Genomic DNA, 15,941 nt, shown 5'->3' on the forward strand with positions numbered 1-15,941 from the left:
ACCGTTGGGGTTGCGCCCACAACGGTCGATCTTATTTTCGCCGTGGCGTTGCTACCGAAGCGCGCATCGTCACCGTCACCGGGAAATCGCGGAAGATCTCCCACGACGTGCCATAGCATTGGTTGACGAGCCAGCGCACGGCGTTCTGCGTGAGCTCCCCGGTTGGAATATGCACTGATGTGAGCCCCGGCGCCGTATAGGCAGCCGAATAGTCATCGTCATAGCCAATCACCGATACGTCGTGTGGCACTGAAATGCCCGCCTGCTGAAGACGCGCAAGCGAGCTGACCGCCATCGTGTCGTTGGCGCAAAAGAGCGCGGTGAAACGGCGCCTCGATTCGAGCAGCGTCTGCACACCCGCATAACCGCCCTCCAGCGAGAAGTCCGATTCAACCAGCGCGACCGAAGAACGCTTGATGCCGTGCCGCGCGAGTTCATCGAAGAACCCTTCGATCCGCGCCTGATTGTCCGACGCCGAAAACGGCCCGGAAATCACAGCGATGTCGCGATGTCCATATTCAACCAGCGTGCGTGCCGCAAGCGCCCCGCCAAGGTGATGATCGGCGCAGAACGATGCCTCCGGAAAATCACCGAATACGCGGTTGAGAAACACGATCCGCGGATGCATCTTGTGCAGTCTCACGATGTCTTCATCATGCAGGTCGTGACTGATGGCCACCACGCCATCACAGTCGCGGGCAATCAGGAACTGCACCGCTTCGATCGCACGCTCGCGCGGCGATGATTCGCCGCAACCGGTCGCGACCACGACGTGTCGTCGCACTGCGCGCAGTTCGGTGTCGGTCTGCTTGAGAATCGTGCCGTAGTACGAGCCGAAAAACGTCGGCACGAAGAGGCCGATCATGCCGAGCGATTGCGTCGCCATCGCGCGGCCAATCGATGAAGGCCGGAAGTTAAGCTGTTCGATTGCGGCCTGCACGCGTGCGAGCGCCTCGGCCGAAACCGGGCCTTTGCCGGAAATTGCCCTTGATGCCGTCGACATACCGACCCCGGCTAGTGCCGCGACGTCTTTCAAAGTTGCCACGCGTGCTCCGTTGGTCGATACGTGGTTACGTTCCCGCTATAGACGCGAACCGTCAGCCTCGTCAAACAGCGAAATATGCTCACCGTCGAGCGAAAAGCTCGCGGCCTCGTCCACCGCGAATGATGTCTTGTCCTGCGCGATCGAAGCGATCTGGGTGTCATGATAGTCGAACCAGATCACCCGATGATTGCCCATCGGCTCGATCAGCGATACGGTCGCCTGATGCCTCGCGCCTGCGCCAACCTTCACGTCTTCCGGGCGAATGCCGAGCACGCACGACGGGTTCACATCGGGCATCGCCTTGAACGGATAGCGCGACACGTCCAGCTCGAAATGCGGATGACGGAACCACACGCCGTCTTCGCGACGCTCCAGTTTGCCGTTTAACAGGTTCATTGGCGGCGAACCGAGAAACGTCGCGACAAACAGGTTGTCCGGCTTCGCGTAGATCTGCGCGGGCGTACCGATCTGCTGAATGACGCCGCCGCGCATCACGGCCATGCGCGTCGCGAGCGTCATCGCTTCGACCTGATCGTGCGTCACGTAGATCATCGTCGCACCCAGTTGCCTGTGCAGATGCTTCAGCTCGCGACGCAATTCCGTGCGCAGCTTTGCGTCGAGGTTTGAAAGCGGTTCATCGAACAGAAACACGTCCGCTTCGCGCACGATCGCACGACCAATCGCGACGCGCTGACGCTGCCCGCCCGAAAGCTGTGCCGGGCGGCGCTTGAGCAGCGGCCCCAGTTGCAGCATGTCAGCGGCGCGCCCGACGCGCCGCTCGATCTCGTCCTTCGACGTGCCATTGATGCGCAACGCGAACGAGAGATTTCGCTCGACGTTCATCGTTGGATACAGCGCGTAAGACTGGAACACGAGCGCGATGCGGCGATCTTTCGGATCGGCCCATGTCATGTCCTGTCCGCCGATTTCGATAGTGCCACGGGTGACGTCGATCAGGCCGGCGATGCTGTGCAGTAGCGTGGACTTCCCGCAACCCGACGGTCCGAGCAGAACAAGAAATTCGCCTGGCTCGACTTCGAGATCGAGCGCTTCGATCACGGTGTTCGCACCCAGCTGGATCTTGAGGTTGCGGATCGACACATTCGATACGTTGGACATGCGTTAGCCCTTGACTGCACCGGAAGCAATACCGCGAACAAACCAGCGGCCGGAAATAAAGTAGATCGCAAGCGGCACCATCGACGTGAGAATCGTCGCTGCCATGTTGACGTTGTAGAGACGCTCGCCGGTCGTTGTATTGATGATGTTGTTCAACTGTACCGTCATCGGCAGATTCTTCGTGCCCGCGAAAACGAGACCGAGAATGAAGTCGTTCCAGATGCCGGTGACCTGCATGATGATCGCGACGACGATGATCGGCACCGACATCGGCAGCATCAGTTGCAGGAAGATGCGCCAGAAGCCGCCGCCATCGATACGCGCCGCCTTGAACAGTTCGAGCGGAATCGACGCATAGTAATTGCGGAACAGGAGCGTCATCAGCGGCATGCCAAAGATCGTATGGATCACGACGATGCCGGGCAGCGAGCTGAACAGATGCACGCTCGCCAGCACACGCACGAGCGGATACACCATCACCTGCACCGGAATGAACGCGCCGACCAGCAGGATCGCGAACAGCGCACCGGCGCCACGCGGCCGCCAGAACGACAGCGCATACCCGTTCACTGCGCCAATGAAAATCGACAGAATGGTGCTTGGCACAACGATGCGCACCGAGTTCCAGAAGCCCACCTGAATGCCGTTGCAATCAAGACCCGTACACGCGGCTTGCCATGCCGTGCTCCACGGTTCCAGCGTGAAATGAACCGGCAACGCAAACAGATTGCCAAGCCTTATCTCGGACATTGGCTTCACCGACGTCACGAACATCACGTAGAGCGGCAGGAGAAAGAACAGCGCAGCGGTCAGCAGAAACGCGTAGACACCCAGGCGCGCCGGCGTGAAATTTGAACGCCGCTTACGCGCGGGGACAGCAGGACGAGGCGCGTTCATCAGACGTCCTTGCGCAACGCGGCGCGACTGCGTATATAGAAGAACGGTGCGAGAATCGCGAGTACGGTCGTGAGCAGCACGATCGAAGCCGCCGAGGCCAGCCCGATGTTCGCGCGTCCGAACAGATAGTCCAGGATGAATTTCGCGGGCACTTCGCTAGCCGTGCCCGGACCGCCCTGCGTCATCGCGACGACCGCGTCGTAAAGCTTCAGAACCATCACGAACAACAGCACGAACGCGGTCGATACCGAAGGTCCGAGCATCGGCACAACGATGCTCGCATAGACGCGCCAGCGCGGGATTCCGTCAATACGCGCGGCTTTCCAGAGCTCGTCGTCGACGCCGCGTAACCCGGCCAGCAGCAATGCCATCACAAGACCGGACGCCTGCCACACGGTCGCGATGACGAGCGTATAGATCACATAATCCTGATCGACGATCCAGTCGAAGCGCGCATGCGTGAAGCCGAGCTTGTGCAGGACTTCCTGCACGCCCAGCTGCGGATTCAGGATCCATTGCCAGACGAGGCCGGTCGCAACAAACGACATCGCATACGGATACAGAAACACCGTGCGCAGCGCGCCTTCCGCGACGACCCGCTGGTCGATGAAGATCGCGAGCAGAAGACCGATCACCATGCACGCGACGATAAAGCACGCGCCGTAGATCACGATGTTCTGTAACGACAGCAACCAGCGGTCGGTGTGAAAGAGCCGCACGTACTGCGTCACGCCCGCGAAGTCACCCGAAGGAAACGTTCGCGAATTGCTCAGCGAAACCCGTGCGGTCCACAGCATCGTGCCGAGGTACGCAAACGCGACCGTCATTACCATCGGTATCATTGCGATCCAGGCGGCCAGCGGAAACCGCCTGCGCCGCAACCGGGGCTGCGGCCGGGATTGCAATGCATGGGCGACCATAGTGGCCGTCAGCTCTTGAGTGCGCTGGCAAATGCCTTTTGCGCGTCGTCGGCCGACTGGTTCTTGTTCCAGAAGTTGGTGATCACGTCGATGAGCGCACCTTGCACATCAGGCGGAATCAGCATTTCCGGATTCGGTAGCTGTCGCGACTTGTCCTTCATGATCGCGATACCCTCTTTCGCGCAGACGTCGAGCGACGCCTGATCGATGTCTGGACGAATCGGAATCGAACCCTTCTTCGCGCTGAACGCGACCTGCGCTTCCGGCGAGGTCATGACCGTTGCGAGCAGGTTCTGGGCCTTGATCGTCGTGGCGTTGTCGGTCTTCGGGAAGACGAACACGTCGCCAGCCACCATGTACGGCGACTTCGGACCAAAGCCCGGGAAGCAGCCGAAGTCCTTACCCGGCACCTGCTTCGCTGCCGAGAACTCACCCTTCGCCCAGTCGCCCATGATCTGCACGCCGGCCTTGCCCGAAATCACGAGCGCGGTCGCGTCGTTCCAGTTGCGGCCAGGCGAACCCGGATCGACGTAATTGTGCAAACGCTTGAACGTGTTAAGCACGTTCTTGAACGCAGCGGAATTCACCGCGTTCGGGTCACGGTCGCGATAGACCTTCAGATACAGATCGGTGCCGCCCACATCAGCGAGCACAGCATCGAACGTGATCTTCTCCTGCCATGCCTGACCGCCCAGTGCGAGCGGTATCAAGCCGGCCGCTTTGAGCTTGTCGAGGTCGCCCAGGAATTCGTCAAAGGTTTTAGGCTCGCCTGCGATGCCTGCTTTCTGGAAAGCGGGCTTCGAATAGAAGAACCAGTCCTGCATGTGAATATCGACGGGCGCCGCATAGAAATGCCCATTGACCTTGATGCTGTTCAGGATCGATTCCGGAAAGATCGTATTCCAGTTTTCCTTTGCAGCCACAGCGTCGACGTTGTTCAGCAGGCCCTGATCGATCAGGTCGTGAAACTGCTTCGACGTGTTGAACTGTGCGGCGGTCGGTGGATCGCCACCGACGATGCGGTTAATCGCCGTCGAGCGCGCCTGGTCGGCGCCCGCTACCGCGTTATCGACCCATAGTCCGCCAGCCTTGTTATAGGCGTCGGCGAACTGCCGGATCGCGGCCGATTCGCCGCCCGACGTCCACCAGTGGATCACGTTGGCCTTGAGCGGCTCGGCGGCCTGTGCAGCCTGCGTTGCAAAACCGCTTATCGCAATGGCCGCGATGACGCCGGCGAGTAGCTTTCTTCTACTGTTCATTCCGTCTCCTCCGGGCTTTGCGCCCGTGTTTCCAGACCGATACAGGGACAACCAGAAAAAACCGGCTCAGGCGCGCGCGGCGCGCTCTTTCAGAAACTTTGCGATCAGTTCGGCACTGTGCTTGAAGGTGCGCTTCTGCGTATCGTAATCGACATGCACGACGCCAAAGCGTCGCTCATAGCCGAAGGCCCACTCGAAGTTATCCATCAGCGACCACACGAAATAGCCGCGAATATCGACGCCCTTCTTGATGGCCTGATCGACTGCAGCAAGATGGCGCTTGAGAAACGAAATACGCTGCGGATCGTCGACGCGGCCATCGATCACCTTATCGTCCGACGCCATGCCGTTTTCCGTAATGTAAATCGGCGGCAACGCGGCGTATGTTTCGTTGAAGCGGATCAGCAGATCGCGCAGCCCATCCGGATACACTTCCCAGCCCATCTGCGTACGCTCTACGCCTTCCAGCGGCACTTCGGTGAAGCCGTGCGCGCCGTCGCTCTTTACGTTCGTGCGGAAATAATAGTTGATGCCGAGGAAATCGAGCGGCGCGGAAATGGTCTGCATGTCGCCTTTAAGCACGAGCGGATCAGTGCCTGGCCACAGTTCGAACAGATCTTCCGGATACGCGCCCTTCAAGAGCGGATCGAGAACCCACGCGTTGTGCTGAACCTCGAACAGATGCGCGGCGCGACGGTCAGCCGGGCTGTCGGCGTTCGCTGTGCCGCGACCGATGTTCGCAACGATGCCCTTCTGCGACGCGGGATCATTGGTGCGCAGCACCGGCATTGCCATGCCGTGCGCGAGCAGCAGATGATGCATGGCCTGCGTGGCGAAGCGGCTGTTCGCCAGGCCCGGTGCGTGATGACCGTTGCCGTAGCCAAGAAACGCCGAGCACCACGGCTCATTCAGCGTCGCCCATGCATCGACCTGACCGGCCAGTTCACGGCTCATCAGGTCGGCATAATCCGCGAAGCGATAGACGATATCGCGATTGAGCCAGCCGCCGCGATCTTCCAGATGTTGCGGCAAGTCCCAGTGATACAACGTGACGAACGTCTTGAGGCCCTTCTCCTTGAGGCGGCCTAGCAGACGCTTATAGAAATCGAGACCCTTCTGGTTCGGCCGGCCCGCTTCATCCATCACGCGCGGCCACGCAATCGACAGACGGTACGCGTCGAGATTCAACGCCGACAGCATGTCGAGGTCGCTTTCCCAGCGGTTGTAATGGTCGCAGGCTACCGCGCCGGTATCGCCGGCGAGCACCTTGCCTGGGATCGCCGAGAAGGTATCCCAGATCGATGGCAGCCGGCCGTCTTCCTGCGCGGCGCCTTCGATCTGGTAAGCGGCAGTCGCCGCGCCCAGCAAAAAATCCCTGCGCCAGAGCGCGGAATCGGACGGCGGCGAAAACACGTCGTCGGAAAGAGCAGATACGTTGTTTGCCACGGATTCTCCTGCGCGCAATCGTTAGTACGGATCGTTGCGGGGCGCGGAGTGGAAGCGCTTCCACACGACGTGCAAACGATAGCAGCGGGCAATTCATCGCAGCAATCAGGGTTTGTCTTTAGGAAGATGCGCGACAGCAAGGCCGAATCAGCGCACACTCATGGGACGCTCGAACCATCTGGTCAGCGATAAACGCAACGGGAGTAGCGTCATGGCAAAAGGTCAACTACGCAGCAATCGCGAAGTCAAAAAACCCAAACAGGCGAAGAAGGCCACACCCGCTTCCACACCGTTTGGCTCAACGCCGATCAAGGTAGCGCCGCACGTCGCTGAAGCGCAAAAGAAGCGTTAATTCATCGCGATGCCGGGCGGTCACGCCGCCCGGTTTTCACGCGAGCTTCATTCGAAGTTCGTACCCGCACTGACCGTTTCCCACGCGTCGATTTCCTTCCGCAGATCGTCGAGCTTGCACCGGATGAACGACAACGCATCCGTGCCGAGCGGCAAATGCACGGGTGGCGTGTCCTCGTCGGCAATTTTCAGGATCGCTGCGGCCGCCTTCGCCGGATCACCGGGCTGCTTGCCACTGCGTTCCGCGCGCGCGGCGCGCAACGGCGCGAAGAGCGCTTCGTAGTCAGCGACGGTCTGCGCGCCGCGCGTCATCGAACGACCTGCCCAGTCGGTACGGAAGGCGCCCGGCTCAATCGCCGTCACCCGGATGCCGAGGCCCACGACTTCCTTCGCGAGCGTCTCGCTGATCGCCTCCAGCGCGAACTTGCTGCCGTGATATACGCCGAGACCCGCAAACGTGACGATGCCGCCCATCGACGTGATATTGATAATGTGGCCGCTGCGACGCGCGCGCATGAACGGCAGCACGGCCTGGATCACCGACACCGCGCCGAACACGTTGACGTCGAACTGCGCGCGATACTGGTCGAGTGTCGTTTCTTCGATTGTGCCTTCGTGACCGTAACCCGCGTTATTGACGAGTACGTCGATTGGGCCGACGTCTGCTTCGATAGAGGCCACAGCCCGCTCTACGTCGTCATGGCGGGTCACGTCGAGCAGCACGCCGAACGAGCGGCCCGGCGCGAACTGGTCGAACTGCGCGCGCTGCGCTTCGTCGCGCAAGGTGCCGGCGACCCGGTCGCCGCGCGCAAGCGCGGCATCGGCGATGGCGCGACCGAAACCGCTGCTGACGCCCGTGATAAACCATGTTTTCATTTCGATTCTCCTTGAAGGTTGCACGGCGGGTGAGATCCGCGCTTCAGCAGGAAGTCTGTGCGCAACGCGGCCCAATGCCCAATTCGAAATCGACGCACGTTCGATAAGCGCGGCTAATGGGCGGGTTGGCCCGGTAAGATGTAGCGTCCAGCGCGCGCGTGAAGAACCTGCGCGGACACCCTTCACCATCCATCAGCGAGGCCCCGATGAGGGCGATCGAACTCCGCCAGTTGCGCTATTTCTCGCTCCTTGCGAAGGAACTGCATTTCGGCCGCGCCGCCGAACTCGCGTTCATCACGCAGCCGGCGCTGAGCCAGCAGATCGCGCGGCTCGAAGAACTCGTCGGCGTGCCGCTCTTCACGCGAGACCGGCGACAAGTGTCGCTTACACCAGCCGGTGAAGCACTTCATGATGGGGTCGACAAAGCCTTCGCACAGATCGAAGCATCACTGCGTCTTGCGCGTGACACCGGGGAGCACACGTCATTCCAGTTAACGATAGGTCTCGTCGAATATACGAACCTGCCGTTCGTTCCACCTTCGCTGATCCGCCTGCAGTCGCTATATCCGGACGTGAAAATCGTGCGCAATGAAATGACTGCAACGCAACAGCTCGACGCGTTGACGAAGCACCAGATCGACGTCGGTTTCGGTGTGCCTATCGGACCGCTGCCCGTCGACGGTACGCTTCGCTCGGCGCCTCTACTCGAAGCGGGCTGGGCGATCCTGATGCGCGACGATCACCGGCTCGCCGGGCTGGCGCGTCTGCGCATTGACGATCTCGCTGCGGAGCGGCTGATCGTGTTCGCGCGCCAGGTGAATGCGCCGCTGTATGACGCCGTCGTCGGACATTGCCGGGCGAGCGGCTTTACGCCGAACTTTGTCTACGAGACGACGCAGGCACAGGTCGGCATGACGCTCGTCGAACAGGGGCTGGGCGTGATGCTGGGCGCGGCGTATGTGTTCGCGTCGCTGCCGGCGCGCCTGCGCTGCGTGCCGATAGGCGGGTTCGATACGCTCACCGTCTATCGGTTTTCGCGAGCGGACGAGGCGAATCCGCTGATTCTCGATTTCCTCGATATCGCCGATGAAGAAGCCCGTCGGGCGCAGCAGCGGATGTCGCGTGGCGGTTAGCGAAAACGGCGGCGTTTCGATGTGTTATCGCGGCGATGCGCCCTGCCGCACGAGAAAATCACGCATGGTTGAGTCTTCGCATAGCCCGATAGCGCGGTCACGCGCGGCCTGCGCTTCCTGCATCCGCTGCATGCGCGTCAGCAGATGCGCGGCGAGTGCCCAATACGGTTGATAGCTCGCCACGACCTCTGCCGGAATCGCTTCGAGCAACGCCCACCCCGCTTCTGGGCCACGTGCCTCTCCAACCGCCGCGGCGCGTCCGGTGAGCGCACCGATCGTCGGCGCAATGCGGACAAGGCCTTCGTAGAAAAGCGCGATTGCCTCCCAATCCGTGTGGCCGGCCGCAGACCGACGCGCATGCACCGACTGGATCGCTGCCTCCAGCTGAAACCGTCCGATGCGGCCCGCGCCGCTCGCTGCCATCAGCAATGTTTCCGCTTCGTCGATCATCGGTTGCGACCAGCGCTGCGTGTCCTGTTCCGATAGCGGCACGTATTCGCCGGCAGCACCACGCCGCGCATCGCGCCGCGATTCGCAGTACAGCATCAGCGCGAGCAGGCCTTGCACTTCGGGTTCGTCGGGCATGAGTTGCAGCAGCAGACGGCCGAGATCGGTTGCTTCCGTCGCCAGCCCGCGACGACGCGGATCGGCGCCCGCGACATCATCCCAGCCGCTGCCGTAAGCCGCGTAGATTGCTTCGAGCACGGCGTGGAGACGTGCCGGCAGATCGGCTGGCTTCGGCAGATCGAAGGCGATGCCCGCATCGCGGATCTTGTTCTTCACGCGGCTTAAGCGTTGCCCCATCGCCGCCGGTTGAACGAGAAACGCAGAGGCGATGCGCGCGGCAGGAAGACCGAGCACGGCCTGCAACATCAGTGGTGTGCGCGCCGCGGCATCGATCGCCGGGTGCGCGCAGATAAAGAGCAGCTTCAGCCGCTCGTCGGGAAACAGCAGATCGTGTGCGACCAGTTCCTGCGCTTCGTCGGCGACGGCGAGCAGCGTCGGCAGCGCGGCCACCTGCACGCGCAGGTGACGCGACGCGTCGATCAGCCGACGCCGCGCCGCCGTCAGCAGCCACGCTTCGGGCCGCTCCGGCACGCCATCGCGCGGCCAGGTTTCGAGCGCCGACTGGAACGCGTCGGCGAGCGCGTCTTCCGCGGCGGCCACGTCGTGCGAGCGCGCCGCGAGAAACGCAATCAGGCGGCTGCGGGAGTCGCGCGCGACCCGCTCGACCGTGCGATGCGGTTCATTCATCGCGTGAGCCTTTCGTGCGGGTTCGCGCGCGGAGCGCTTAGCCCGGCACCATGTTGGGCCGTACCTCGATCACGCAGCCAGGCGCCGCCGGAATGCGGGCCGCCCATTCGAGCGCGGCATCGAGATTGGGCACGTCGATCATGAAAAAGCCGCCCAGTTGCTCTTTGGTGTCGGCGTATGGGCCGTCCTGCACGCGACGCGGATCGCCGATTGTCACCGTCGTCGCATTGCCCGGTGGTTGCAGCCCGGCACCCGTGACGAACACGCCGGCCTCGCTAAGCGCCTGCACGTAGCGCGGCCAGGCCGCATGGTAGGCTTCGCGCTTTTCGGCGTCCGGATCAGTGCGACGGGCGAAACCCTCGGGCGTTTCATACAGCAGCATCGTGAAGTTCATGGCTGTCCTCTCACAAAGAAGTGCGAGCGCATTTTCCGCTCGATGCAATGACGCGCCAGCGAACCGCATTTCGACAGCGCATGCAAAAAATCCACTTTCGCGCGGGATTCGCTGTGAGGCAAGGGGCCGCGCCAGCTTTACGTCATCCGCGACAAAAACTTCGAGCGCCACACACCTTCGAGCGAGTACACCGCAAGCGCGATCCAGATCGCGCCATAGCCGATCAACTGCGCACCGCTGAAAGGCTCGCGATAGATCGCCACGCCGATCAGCAGTTGCAGTGTCGGTGTCACGTACTGGATCAGGCCGAGCATCGAGTAGGGAATGCGTCGCGCGCCGGCCGCGAACAGCAGCAGCGGAATCGCGGTGATCGGCCCCGCCATCGCGAGCAGAAACTCGACGCCCCACGAAGCGCTGACAAACGCATTCTCGCCGCGCGCGGCGAGCAGCGCGAGATACAGCACCGCGACCGGAAAAAGCAGCACGGTTTCGAGCGTGAGCCCTTCGAGCGCGCCGAGCTTCGCGGTTTTGCGCAGCAGGCCGTAGCCCGCGAAGCTCACGGCGAGCGCAAGGCTGATCCACGGCAAGTGGCCGTTTTCCCACGTGAGCCATACCACGCCCGCCGTCGCGATCGCCACCGCCAGCCACTGCACGCTACGCAGGCGCTCACCGAGAAACGCGAGGCCGAACAGCACGTTGATCAGCGGATTGATGAAGTAGCCGAGACTCGCCTCGACGATATGTCCGGCGTTGACGGCCCAGATATAGATGCCCCAGTTGGTCGACAGCAGCACGGCGCTCGCCGCGAAGCGTGCGAGCAGACGCCGGTCGCGCAGCACCGGGCCGAGCCAGCGCCATTGCAGCCGCACGGTCAGCACGATGAACAGGAACAGCATCGACCAGACCATCCGGTGCGCGAGCATTTCGAGCGCGGAAATCTGGTGCAACGACTTGAAGTAGAGCGGAAACAGGCCCCACAACGTAAAAGCAAGCAACGCGTAACCGACACCGGGATTCATTTTTTCGACTGACTTATCAACGGATTGATCGACTGACGATTCGACTGACTTATCGACCGGAAACAGGTCGGAAGCCAACGGTTCTGGCGGACCTTACGTAGCCGCTTTGCCAGACGAATTTGCACCGGCAGGCCGGCAATGACGCACGCTCCGCGCGTGCCCATTACGCGGGACCGCCGGTTTTGCGACAATAGTGGATTGTCGCCGCGCCCGCTCGCGGGTGTCCACCCCGGTTTTTCGCCCTCTAAGCGCGCCCTCGAAGCACGCCCTTGAAGCGATCCGCCTTTTTTCAGACCGCCCACGGTCAGCGAAGCCACGACCCGATGTCACTACCCCATATCAATCTGCTGTATTCGCTGTCCGGCCTCGGTGTCGGCTTTCTCGTCGGGCTGACGGGCGTCGGCGGCGGCTCGCTGATGACGCCGCTCCTTGTGCTGCTGTTCGGCATCCATCCCGCGACCGCCGTCGGCACCGATCTGCTGTACGCCGCCGCGACCAAGGCGACCGGCACGCTCGTGCACGGTCTGAAAGGCTCGATCGACTGGCGCGTGACGCTGCGCCTCGCCACCGGCAGCGTGCCCGCCGCGACCATCACGCTGATTCTGCTGCACCGGTACGGGATGGACACCCCGCGCACGAGCACGCTGATTCAGGTCGTGCTCGGTGCGGCGCTGCTTATCACCGCCGTGGCGCTCGTGTTCCGGCCGCAGCTGGCGCGCCTCGCCGCGCGCCGCGAGCGACCGGAGGCGCCGGTGCGTACCTTCTGGCTGACCGTGCTGACGGGGGCGATTCTGGGCGCGCTGGTCTCGCTGACCTCCGTGGGCGCGGGCGCGATCGGCGTGACGGTGCTGTTGCTGCTGTACCCGGCGCTGCCGACCCAGCGCATCGTCGGGTCGGATATCGCCCACGCGGTGCCGCTGACGCTCCTCGCGGGCGCCGGACACTGGCTGCTGGGTTCGATCGACTGGTCGCTGCTGCTGTCGCTGCTGGTCGGATCGCTGCCGGGCATCGCCGTGGGCAGCTATCTGTCGTCGCGCGCGCCGGACGCGCTGCTGCGCAACCTTCTGGCCGCTACGCTCACGCTCGTCGGCGCGAAACTGGTGATGAGCTGAAGCGCCGGGCCCCGGCCGCCTGCCCGAAGCGGGCCGTCCGGGCACACCACGCGTTATTTGAAGAACCGGCAGGTCAGGTCGACCTCGAACTCCTTCACCCACTGACCGACGCTATCCGCGTGATACGACTGCGCGCGGCCGCCATAGCGGCGCACCGTCACGAAGCGGCCGTGCACGCCGCTCGTGTCGTCGACGAAGTTCGTGATCTCGAACTGTCGGGTCGAAAAGCCGTACCGCTCGCACGCGAGTTCGAACGCCGCCTGTTCGCCGGTCGGCAGGTCGCTATCGTCCTGATGAGCCATGTCGCTTCTCCCCGCCTCTCCGGAAGCCAGATCCCACAGTATGCGCCGCAAAGAAGACATTCTGTTGTCAGGCGCACGAAGCGGATCAGGCGACACGGTACGTGCGCAGACGCTCTTCGGCCCGTTCACCGCTCCTCCACTGACCGTGATCGCATTCGCACCCGGACTGGACGCACAATGAAAACGGGCCCCGGTTTTCACCGGGGCCCGTTCGGGTCAGCGCTCATGCTTCGTTTGCTTGAACGAAGCGTGAGCGCTGAAGGCTCGCGACTGGCGCTATCAGGACCTTCGCCCCGACACGGCCAGACACGCGCCGGTTACTGCTGCTCCACCGACAGCTTGTTGCTCACCGACGTCACGCCGGCAACGCCTTGCGCGATCGTGCCGGCCTTCTCGATCTGGCCGGCGTCCGGCACCGTGCCGGTCAGCGTCACAACGCCGCCGCGCGCACGCACGGCAATGCTCGACACATCGACGGAGCTCTTGCTGAGCGCCTTGCGCACGGCGAGGCCCAGCGAGCGATCCGTCTTCTTCGCGGATTGTGCGGACGGTGCGGCCATCGTGCCGCTCGCCGCCATGGCTTCGCTCGACTGCGCGTACGCATTGCACGCCACCACGACACACACCACTCCACCCAGCGCCTTCAGAAAATCGACCGATTTCATGACTTCTCCTTTTTACTTCAGTTTGGACCGCATCTACCCGCGGCTTCGTTACGACTACCGGCGGCCAGGTCGCAGAGCGTCCATGGACGCGGCAGGCGACGGCCGACTTTGGCTTCGACACGGTGTGCGAGAGGCAGGAGAGGCGACGGCGACGCGAACCGCAGGCGGAGCGTTCACCGGCCTGCCGCAGGATGACGGGCGCTCCCGGTTCTCTTCTGAACGGCCGGGTCGCGCTACGCATACGCTGGTTTGCGGCAGCGACGCACAATTTAATCTAGCCGGGCCAGAAGCGCAAAGGGTTTAACGAGACGGGCGATGCGTGTTGTGTACGCGCAGGTCGCGCCTTGTTGACATCCGGCTCAGGTCCGGTTCACCGGTGTTTCACGTCCAGTTCACGATTTGTTACGCGTTTGTCCGGCGTCCAGCTTGCCCGGACGGTCGTCGGGCCGTCAATCTCATGTACCATCGGCGCGAGCGTGCGCCGCCTGCCTGCCGGCATCGCGCGGCGCGTTTTTTCACCGTCCTGCTGCCCCGTCGACCCGATGAAGTTTTCCAGAGGCCGCCCCGGCCCCACCGACCGTAAAGCTCCGCGCCTCGTGGCCCGCTTCGTCGCGATCTCGTGGCGCGACCTGGCCGTCTCGTTCGGCCCGATCCTGCTGATCAGCGCCGCCGCGATCTACCTCGCCGTGCGCCTGATCCAGCCCGCACCGCCCAACACGCTCACCATCAGCGCCGGCCCGGAAGGCAGTTCCTTCTGGAACGCCGCGCAAAAGTACAAGGAAATCCTGGCGCGCAACCGCATCACGCTGACCGTGCTGTCGTCGGAAGGCTCGCTCGATAACCTGAAGCGCCTCGCCGATCCGAATTCGAAGGTCGATGTCGGCTTCGTGCAGGACGGCATCGCGCCGCCCTCGGCGATCAAAGGTCTGATGTCGCTGGGCAGCGTCTCTTATGTGCCGGTCGCGATCTTCTACCATGGGCCTTTCATCCGGCGGCTGTCGGAATTCAAGGGCCTGCGGATCGCCGTCGGCGCTGAAGGTAGCGGTACGCGTGAGCTCTCGCTCGCGCTGCTGAAGGCGAACGGCATCGTGCAGGGTGGTCCGACGAAGCTGCTGCCGCTTTCCGGCGACGACGCCGCGCAGGCGCTGATCGACGGCAAGGTCGATGCGGCGTTTCTCACCGGCGACTCCGCGCAACCGCCCACCATGGCGAAGCTGAACCGCACGCCCAACGTGCAGTTCTTCGATTTCACGCAGACCGACGCCTACACCCGGCGCTTCCCGTATCTGACGGCGATCACGTTCCCGATGGGTTCCTTCGATCTTGGCCGCAACCTGCCGGCGCTCGATATCCACACCGTCGCGCCGACCACCGAACTGGTCGCACGCGACTCGCTGCATCCGGCGCTCTCCGATCTGCTGATCGAAGCCGCGCGCGAGGTGCACGGCAAGGCCAACATCATGCAACGCGCCGGCGAGTTTCCTGCGCCGCTCGCGCACGATTTCCCCATCAGCGACGACGCCGCCCGTTACTACAAGTCGGGCAAGAGCTTTCTGTACCGCTCGCTGCCGTTCTGGCTCGCGAGCCTTGCCGACCGTCTGATCGTGCTGCTGGTGCCGATCATCGTCGTGCTGATTCCGGGCCTGCGGCTCGTGCCGTCGCTCTATGCGTGGCGCGTGAAGTCGCGCATCTACCGCTGGTACGGCACGCTGATCGCGATCGAACGGGAATCGATGGGCGAAACGTCGCCGACGGACAAAAAGGCCTTGATGGCGCGGCTCGATGCAATCGAAGACGCGGTGAACGGACTCAAGATGCCACTCGCGTACGCGGACCAGTTCTATGTGCTGCGCGAGCATATTGGCTTCGTGCGCAGCCGGCTCGATCATCCGCACGAGACGCCCGGCGAAGAGCCCGCCGCCGCCGCGCACAGCGCCGCCCGCGACGACGCGCACGCCAAACCGGACGACAGCCAGGACGACAACCCGCACCACCACGACGATGACGACCCCACCGCGCCGCCGCCCGCCGCGCCGACACAGACTGCGTGACGGATGCGGCACAAGACAACGTTTATCGCCTGGACGGAAACCAGAAGCACGACTTTCGGCGTCCGCTGAAAAAAACATTCGAAGCGGACGAGGTGCAA

General features: G+C 62.9%; 16 protein-coding genes. 4 read left to right on the forward strand and 12 right to left on the reverse strand.

The genetic code is table 11. The features are described from left to right. Positions 1–31: 31 nt before the first annotated feature. From P3T16_RS11805 to P3T16_RS11830, 6 genes are all read right to left on the reverse strand, one after another. Positions 32–1,045 carry a LacI family DNA-binding transcriptional regulator gene (locus P3T16_RS11805; protein ID WP_429342429.1) on the reverse strand — a complete coding sequence of 338 codons (1,014 nt, stop codon included), beginning with the start codon at positions 1,043–1,045 and terminating at the stop codon, positions 32–34. A 36-nt stretch (positions 1,046–1,081) separates the two neighbouring features. Then, on the reverse strand, positions 1,082–2,164 hold the full coding sequence (locus P3T16_RS11810; protein ID WP_429342430.1) for an ABC transporter ATP-binding protein: 1,083 nt from the start codon (positions 2,162–2,164) through the stop codon (positions 1,082–1,084). A gap of 3 nt (positions 2,165–2,167) precedes the next feature. Next, positions 2,168–3,061, reverse strand: a complete 894-nt coding sequence (locus P3T16_RS11815; protein WP_429342431.1) for a carbohydrate ABC transporter permease — start codon at positions 3,059–3,061, stop codon at positions 2,168–2,170. Beyond that, complete coding sequence (locus P3T16_RS11820) at positions 3,061–3,981, reverse strand: carbohydrate ABC transporter permease (RefSeq protein WP_429342432.1); 921 nt, start codon at positions 3,979–3,981, stop codon at positions 3,061–3,063. Before P3T16_RS11820 ends, P3T16_RS11815 begins: the two co-directional genes overlap by 1 nt. A gap of 8 nt (positions 3,982–3,989) precedes the next feature. Beyond that, positions 3,990–5,240, reverse strand: coding sequence for an ABC transporter substrate-binding protein (locus tag P3T16_RS11825; RefSeq protein WP_429342433.1), 1,251 nt, complete (start codon positions 5,238–5,240; stop codon positions 3,990–3,992). Between the two features lie 66 nt (positions 5,241–5,306). After that, the gene (locus tag P3T16_RS11830; RefSeq protein WP_429342434.1) at positions 5,307–6,686 is read right to left on the reverse strand and encodes a GH1 family beta-glucosidase; all 1,380 of its coding nucleotides are present in this window, start codon (positions 6,684–6,686) and stop codon (positions 5,307–5,309) included. A gap of 211 nt (positions 6,687–6,897) precedes the next feature. Here P3T16_RS11830 and P3T16_RS11835 point away from each other — a divergent pair, with 211 nt between their 5' ends. Continuing rightward, on the forward strand, positions 6,898–7,038 hold the full coding sequence (locus P3T16_RS11835) for a hypothetical protein (protein WP_228874496.1): 141 nt from the start codon (positions 6,898–6,900) through the stop codon (positions 7,036–7,038). Positions 7,039–7,085: 47 nt separating this feature from the next. On the opposite strand, the gene P3T16_RS11840 is transcribed toward P3T16_RS11835, so the two are convergent. Next, a complete protein-coding gene (locus P3T16_RS11840; protein WP_429342435.1) occupies positions 7,086–7,913 on the reverse strand; it encodes an oxidoreductase in 828 nt (275 codons plus the stop codon). Positions 7,914–8,119: 206 nt separating this feature from the next. Here P3T16_RS11840 and P3T16_RS11845 point away from each other — a divergent pair, with 206 nt between their 5' ends. Next, a complete protein-coding gene (locus P3T16_RS11845; RefSeq protein WP_429342436.1) occupies positions 8,120–9,046 on the forward strand; it encodes a LysR substrate-binding domain-containing protein in 927 nt (308 codons plus the stop codon). Positions 9,047–9,070: 24 nt separating this feature from the next. Here P3T16_RS11845 and P3T16_RS11850 read toward each other — a convergent pair whose 3' ends face one another. From P3T16_RS11850 to rarD, 3 genes are all read right to left on the reverse strand, one after another. After that, a complete protein-coding gene (locus tag P3T16_RS11850) occupies positions 9,071–10,300 on the reverse strand; it encodes an RNA polymerase sigma factor (protein ID WP_429342437.1) in 1,230 nt (409 codons plus the stop codon). Between the two features lie 37 nt (positions 10,301–10,337). Further along, positions 10,338–10,694, reverse strand: coding sequence for a YciI family protein (locus tag P3T16_RS11855; protein WP_429255261.1), 357 nt, complete (start codon positions 10,692–10,694; stop codon positions 10,338–10,340). 137 nt (positions 10,695–10,831) lie between these two features. Beyond that, positions 10,832–11,713: an EamA family transporter RarD gene (gene rarD / locus P3T16_RS11860; protein WP_429342438.1), complete on the reverse strand. Its 882-nt coding sequence runs from the start codon at positions 11,711–11,713 to the stop codon at positions 10,832–10,834. A gap of 323 nt (positions 11,714–12,036) precedes the next feature. On the opposite strand from rarD, the gene P3T16_RS11865 reads away from it, so the two are divergent. After that, positions 12,037–12,825, forward strand: coding sequence for a sulfite exporter TauE/SafE family protein (locus P3T16_RS11865; protein ID WP_429255263.1), 789 nt, complete (start codon positions 12,037–12,039; stop codon positions 12,823–12,825). 53 nt (positions 12,826–12,878) lie between these two features. Here the strand turns inward: P3T16_RS11865 and P3T16_RS11870 are convergent, their stop codons facing one another. Continuing rightward, entirely contained in the window at positions 12,879–13,127 is a 249-nt protein-coding gene (locus P3T16_RS11870; protein WP_429342439.1) for a hypothetical protein, read from the reverse strand. A gap of 317 nt (positions 13,128–13,444) precedes the next feature. After that, positions 13,445–13,792: a BON domain-containing protein gene (locus P3T16_RS11875; protein WP_429342440.1), complete on the reverse strand. Its 348-nt coding sequence runs from the start codon at positions 13,790–13,792 to the stop codon at positions 13,445–13,447. A gap of 542 nt (positions 13,793–14,334) precedes the next feature. Between P3T16_RS11875 and P3T16_RS11880 the strand changes: the two genes are divergently transcribed. Next, on the forward strand, positions 14,335–15,843 hold the full coding sequence (locus P3T16_RS11880; protein WP_429342441.1) for a TAXI family TRAP transporter solute-binding subunit: 1,509 nt from the start codon (positions 14,335–14,337) through the stop codon (positions 15,841–15,843). Positions 15,844–15,941 lie beyond the last annotated feature (98 nt).

This window comes from Paraburkholderia sp. GAS42, from assembly GCF_050436565.1.
GTDB lineage: Bacteria > Pseudomonadota > Gammaproteobacteria > Burkholderiales > Burkholderiaceae > Paraburkholderia.

Excerpts from the sequence above, each read along its gene's own strand:
- P3T16_RS11810 (WP_429342430.1), bottom strand. The coding sequence starts at position 2,164 with ATGTCCAACGTATCGAATGTGTCGATCCGCAACCTCAAGATCCAGCTG.
- P3T16_RS11815 (WP_429342431.1), bottom strand. The coding sequence starts at position 3,061 with ATGAACGCGCCTCGTCCTGCTGTCCCCGCGCGTAAGCGGCGTTCAAAT.
- P3T16_RS11820 (WP_429342432.1), bottom strand. The coding sequence starts at position 3,981 with ATGGTCGCCCATGCATTGCAATCCCGGCCGCAGCCCCGGTTGCGGCGC.
- P3T16_RS11825 (WP_429342433.1), bottom strand. The coding sequence starts at position 5,240 with ATGAACAGTAGAAGAAAGCTACTCGCCGGCGTCATCGCGGCCATTGCG.
- P3T16_RS11835 (WP_228874496.1), top strand. The coding sequence starts at position 6,898 with ATGGCAAAAGGTCAACTACGCAGCAATCGCGAAGTCAAAAAACCCAAA.
- P3T16_RS11840 (WP_429342435.1), bottom strand. The coding sequence starts at position 7,913 with ATGAAAACATGGTTTATCACGGGCGTCAGCAGCGGTTTCGGTCGCGCC.
- P3T16_RS11845 (WP_429342436.1), top strand. The coding sequence starts at position 8,120 with ATGAGGGCGATCGAACTCCGCCAGTTGCGCTATTTCTCGCTCCTTGCG.
- P3T16_RS11850 (WP_429342437.1), bottom strand. The coding sequence starts at position 10,300 with ATGAATGAACCGCATCGCACGGTCGAGCGGGTCGCGCGCGACTCCCGC.
- P3T16_RS11855 (WP_429255261.1), bottom strand. The coding sequence starts at position 10,694 with ATGAACTTCACGATGCTGCTGTATGAAACGCCCGAGGGTTTCGCCCGT.
- rarD (WP_429342438.1), bottom strand. The coding sequence starts at position 11,713 with ATGAATCCCGGTGTCGGTTACGCGTTGCTTGCTTTTACGTTGTGGGGC.
- P3T16_RS11865 (WP_429255263.1), top strand. The coding sequence starts at position 12,037 with ATGTCACTACCCCATATCAATCTGCTGTATTCGCTGTCCGGCCTCGGT.
- P3T16_RS11870 (WP_429342439.1), bottom strand. The coding sequence starts at position 13,127 with ATGGCTCATCAGGACGATAGCGACCTGCCGACCGGCGAACAGGCGGCG.
- P3T16_RS11875 (WP_429342440.1), bottom strand. The coding sequence starts at position 13,792 with ATGAAATCGGTCGATTTTCTGAAGGCGCTGGGTGGAGTGGTGTGTGTC.
- P3T16_RS11880 (WP_429342441.1), top strand. The coding sequence starts at position 14,335 with ATGAAGTTTTCCAGAGGCCGCCCCGGCCCCACCGACCGTAAAGCTCCG.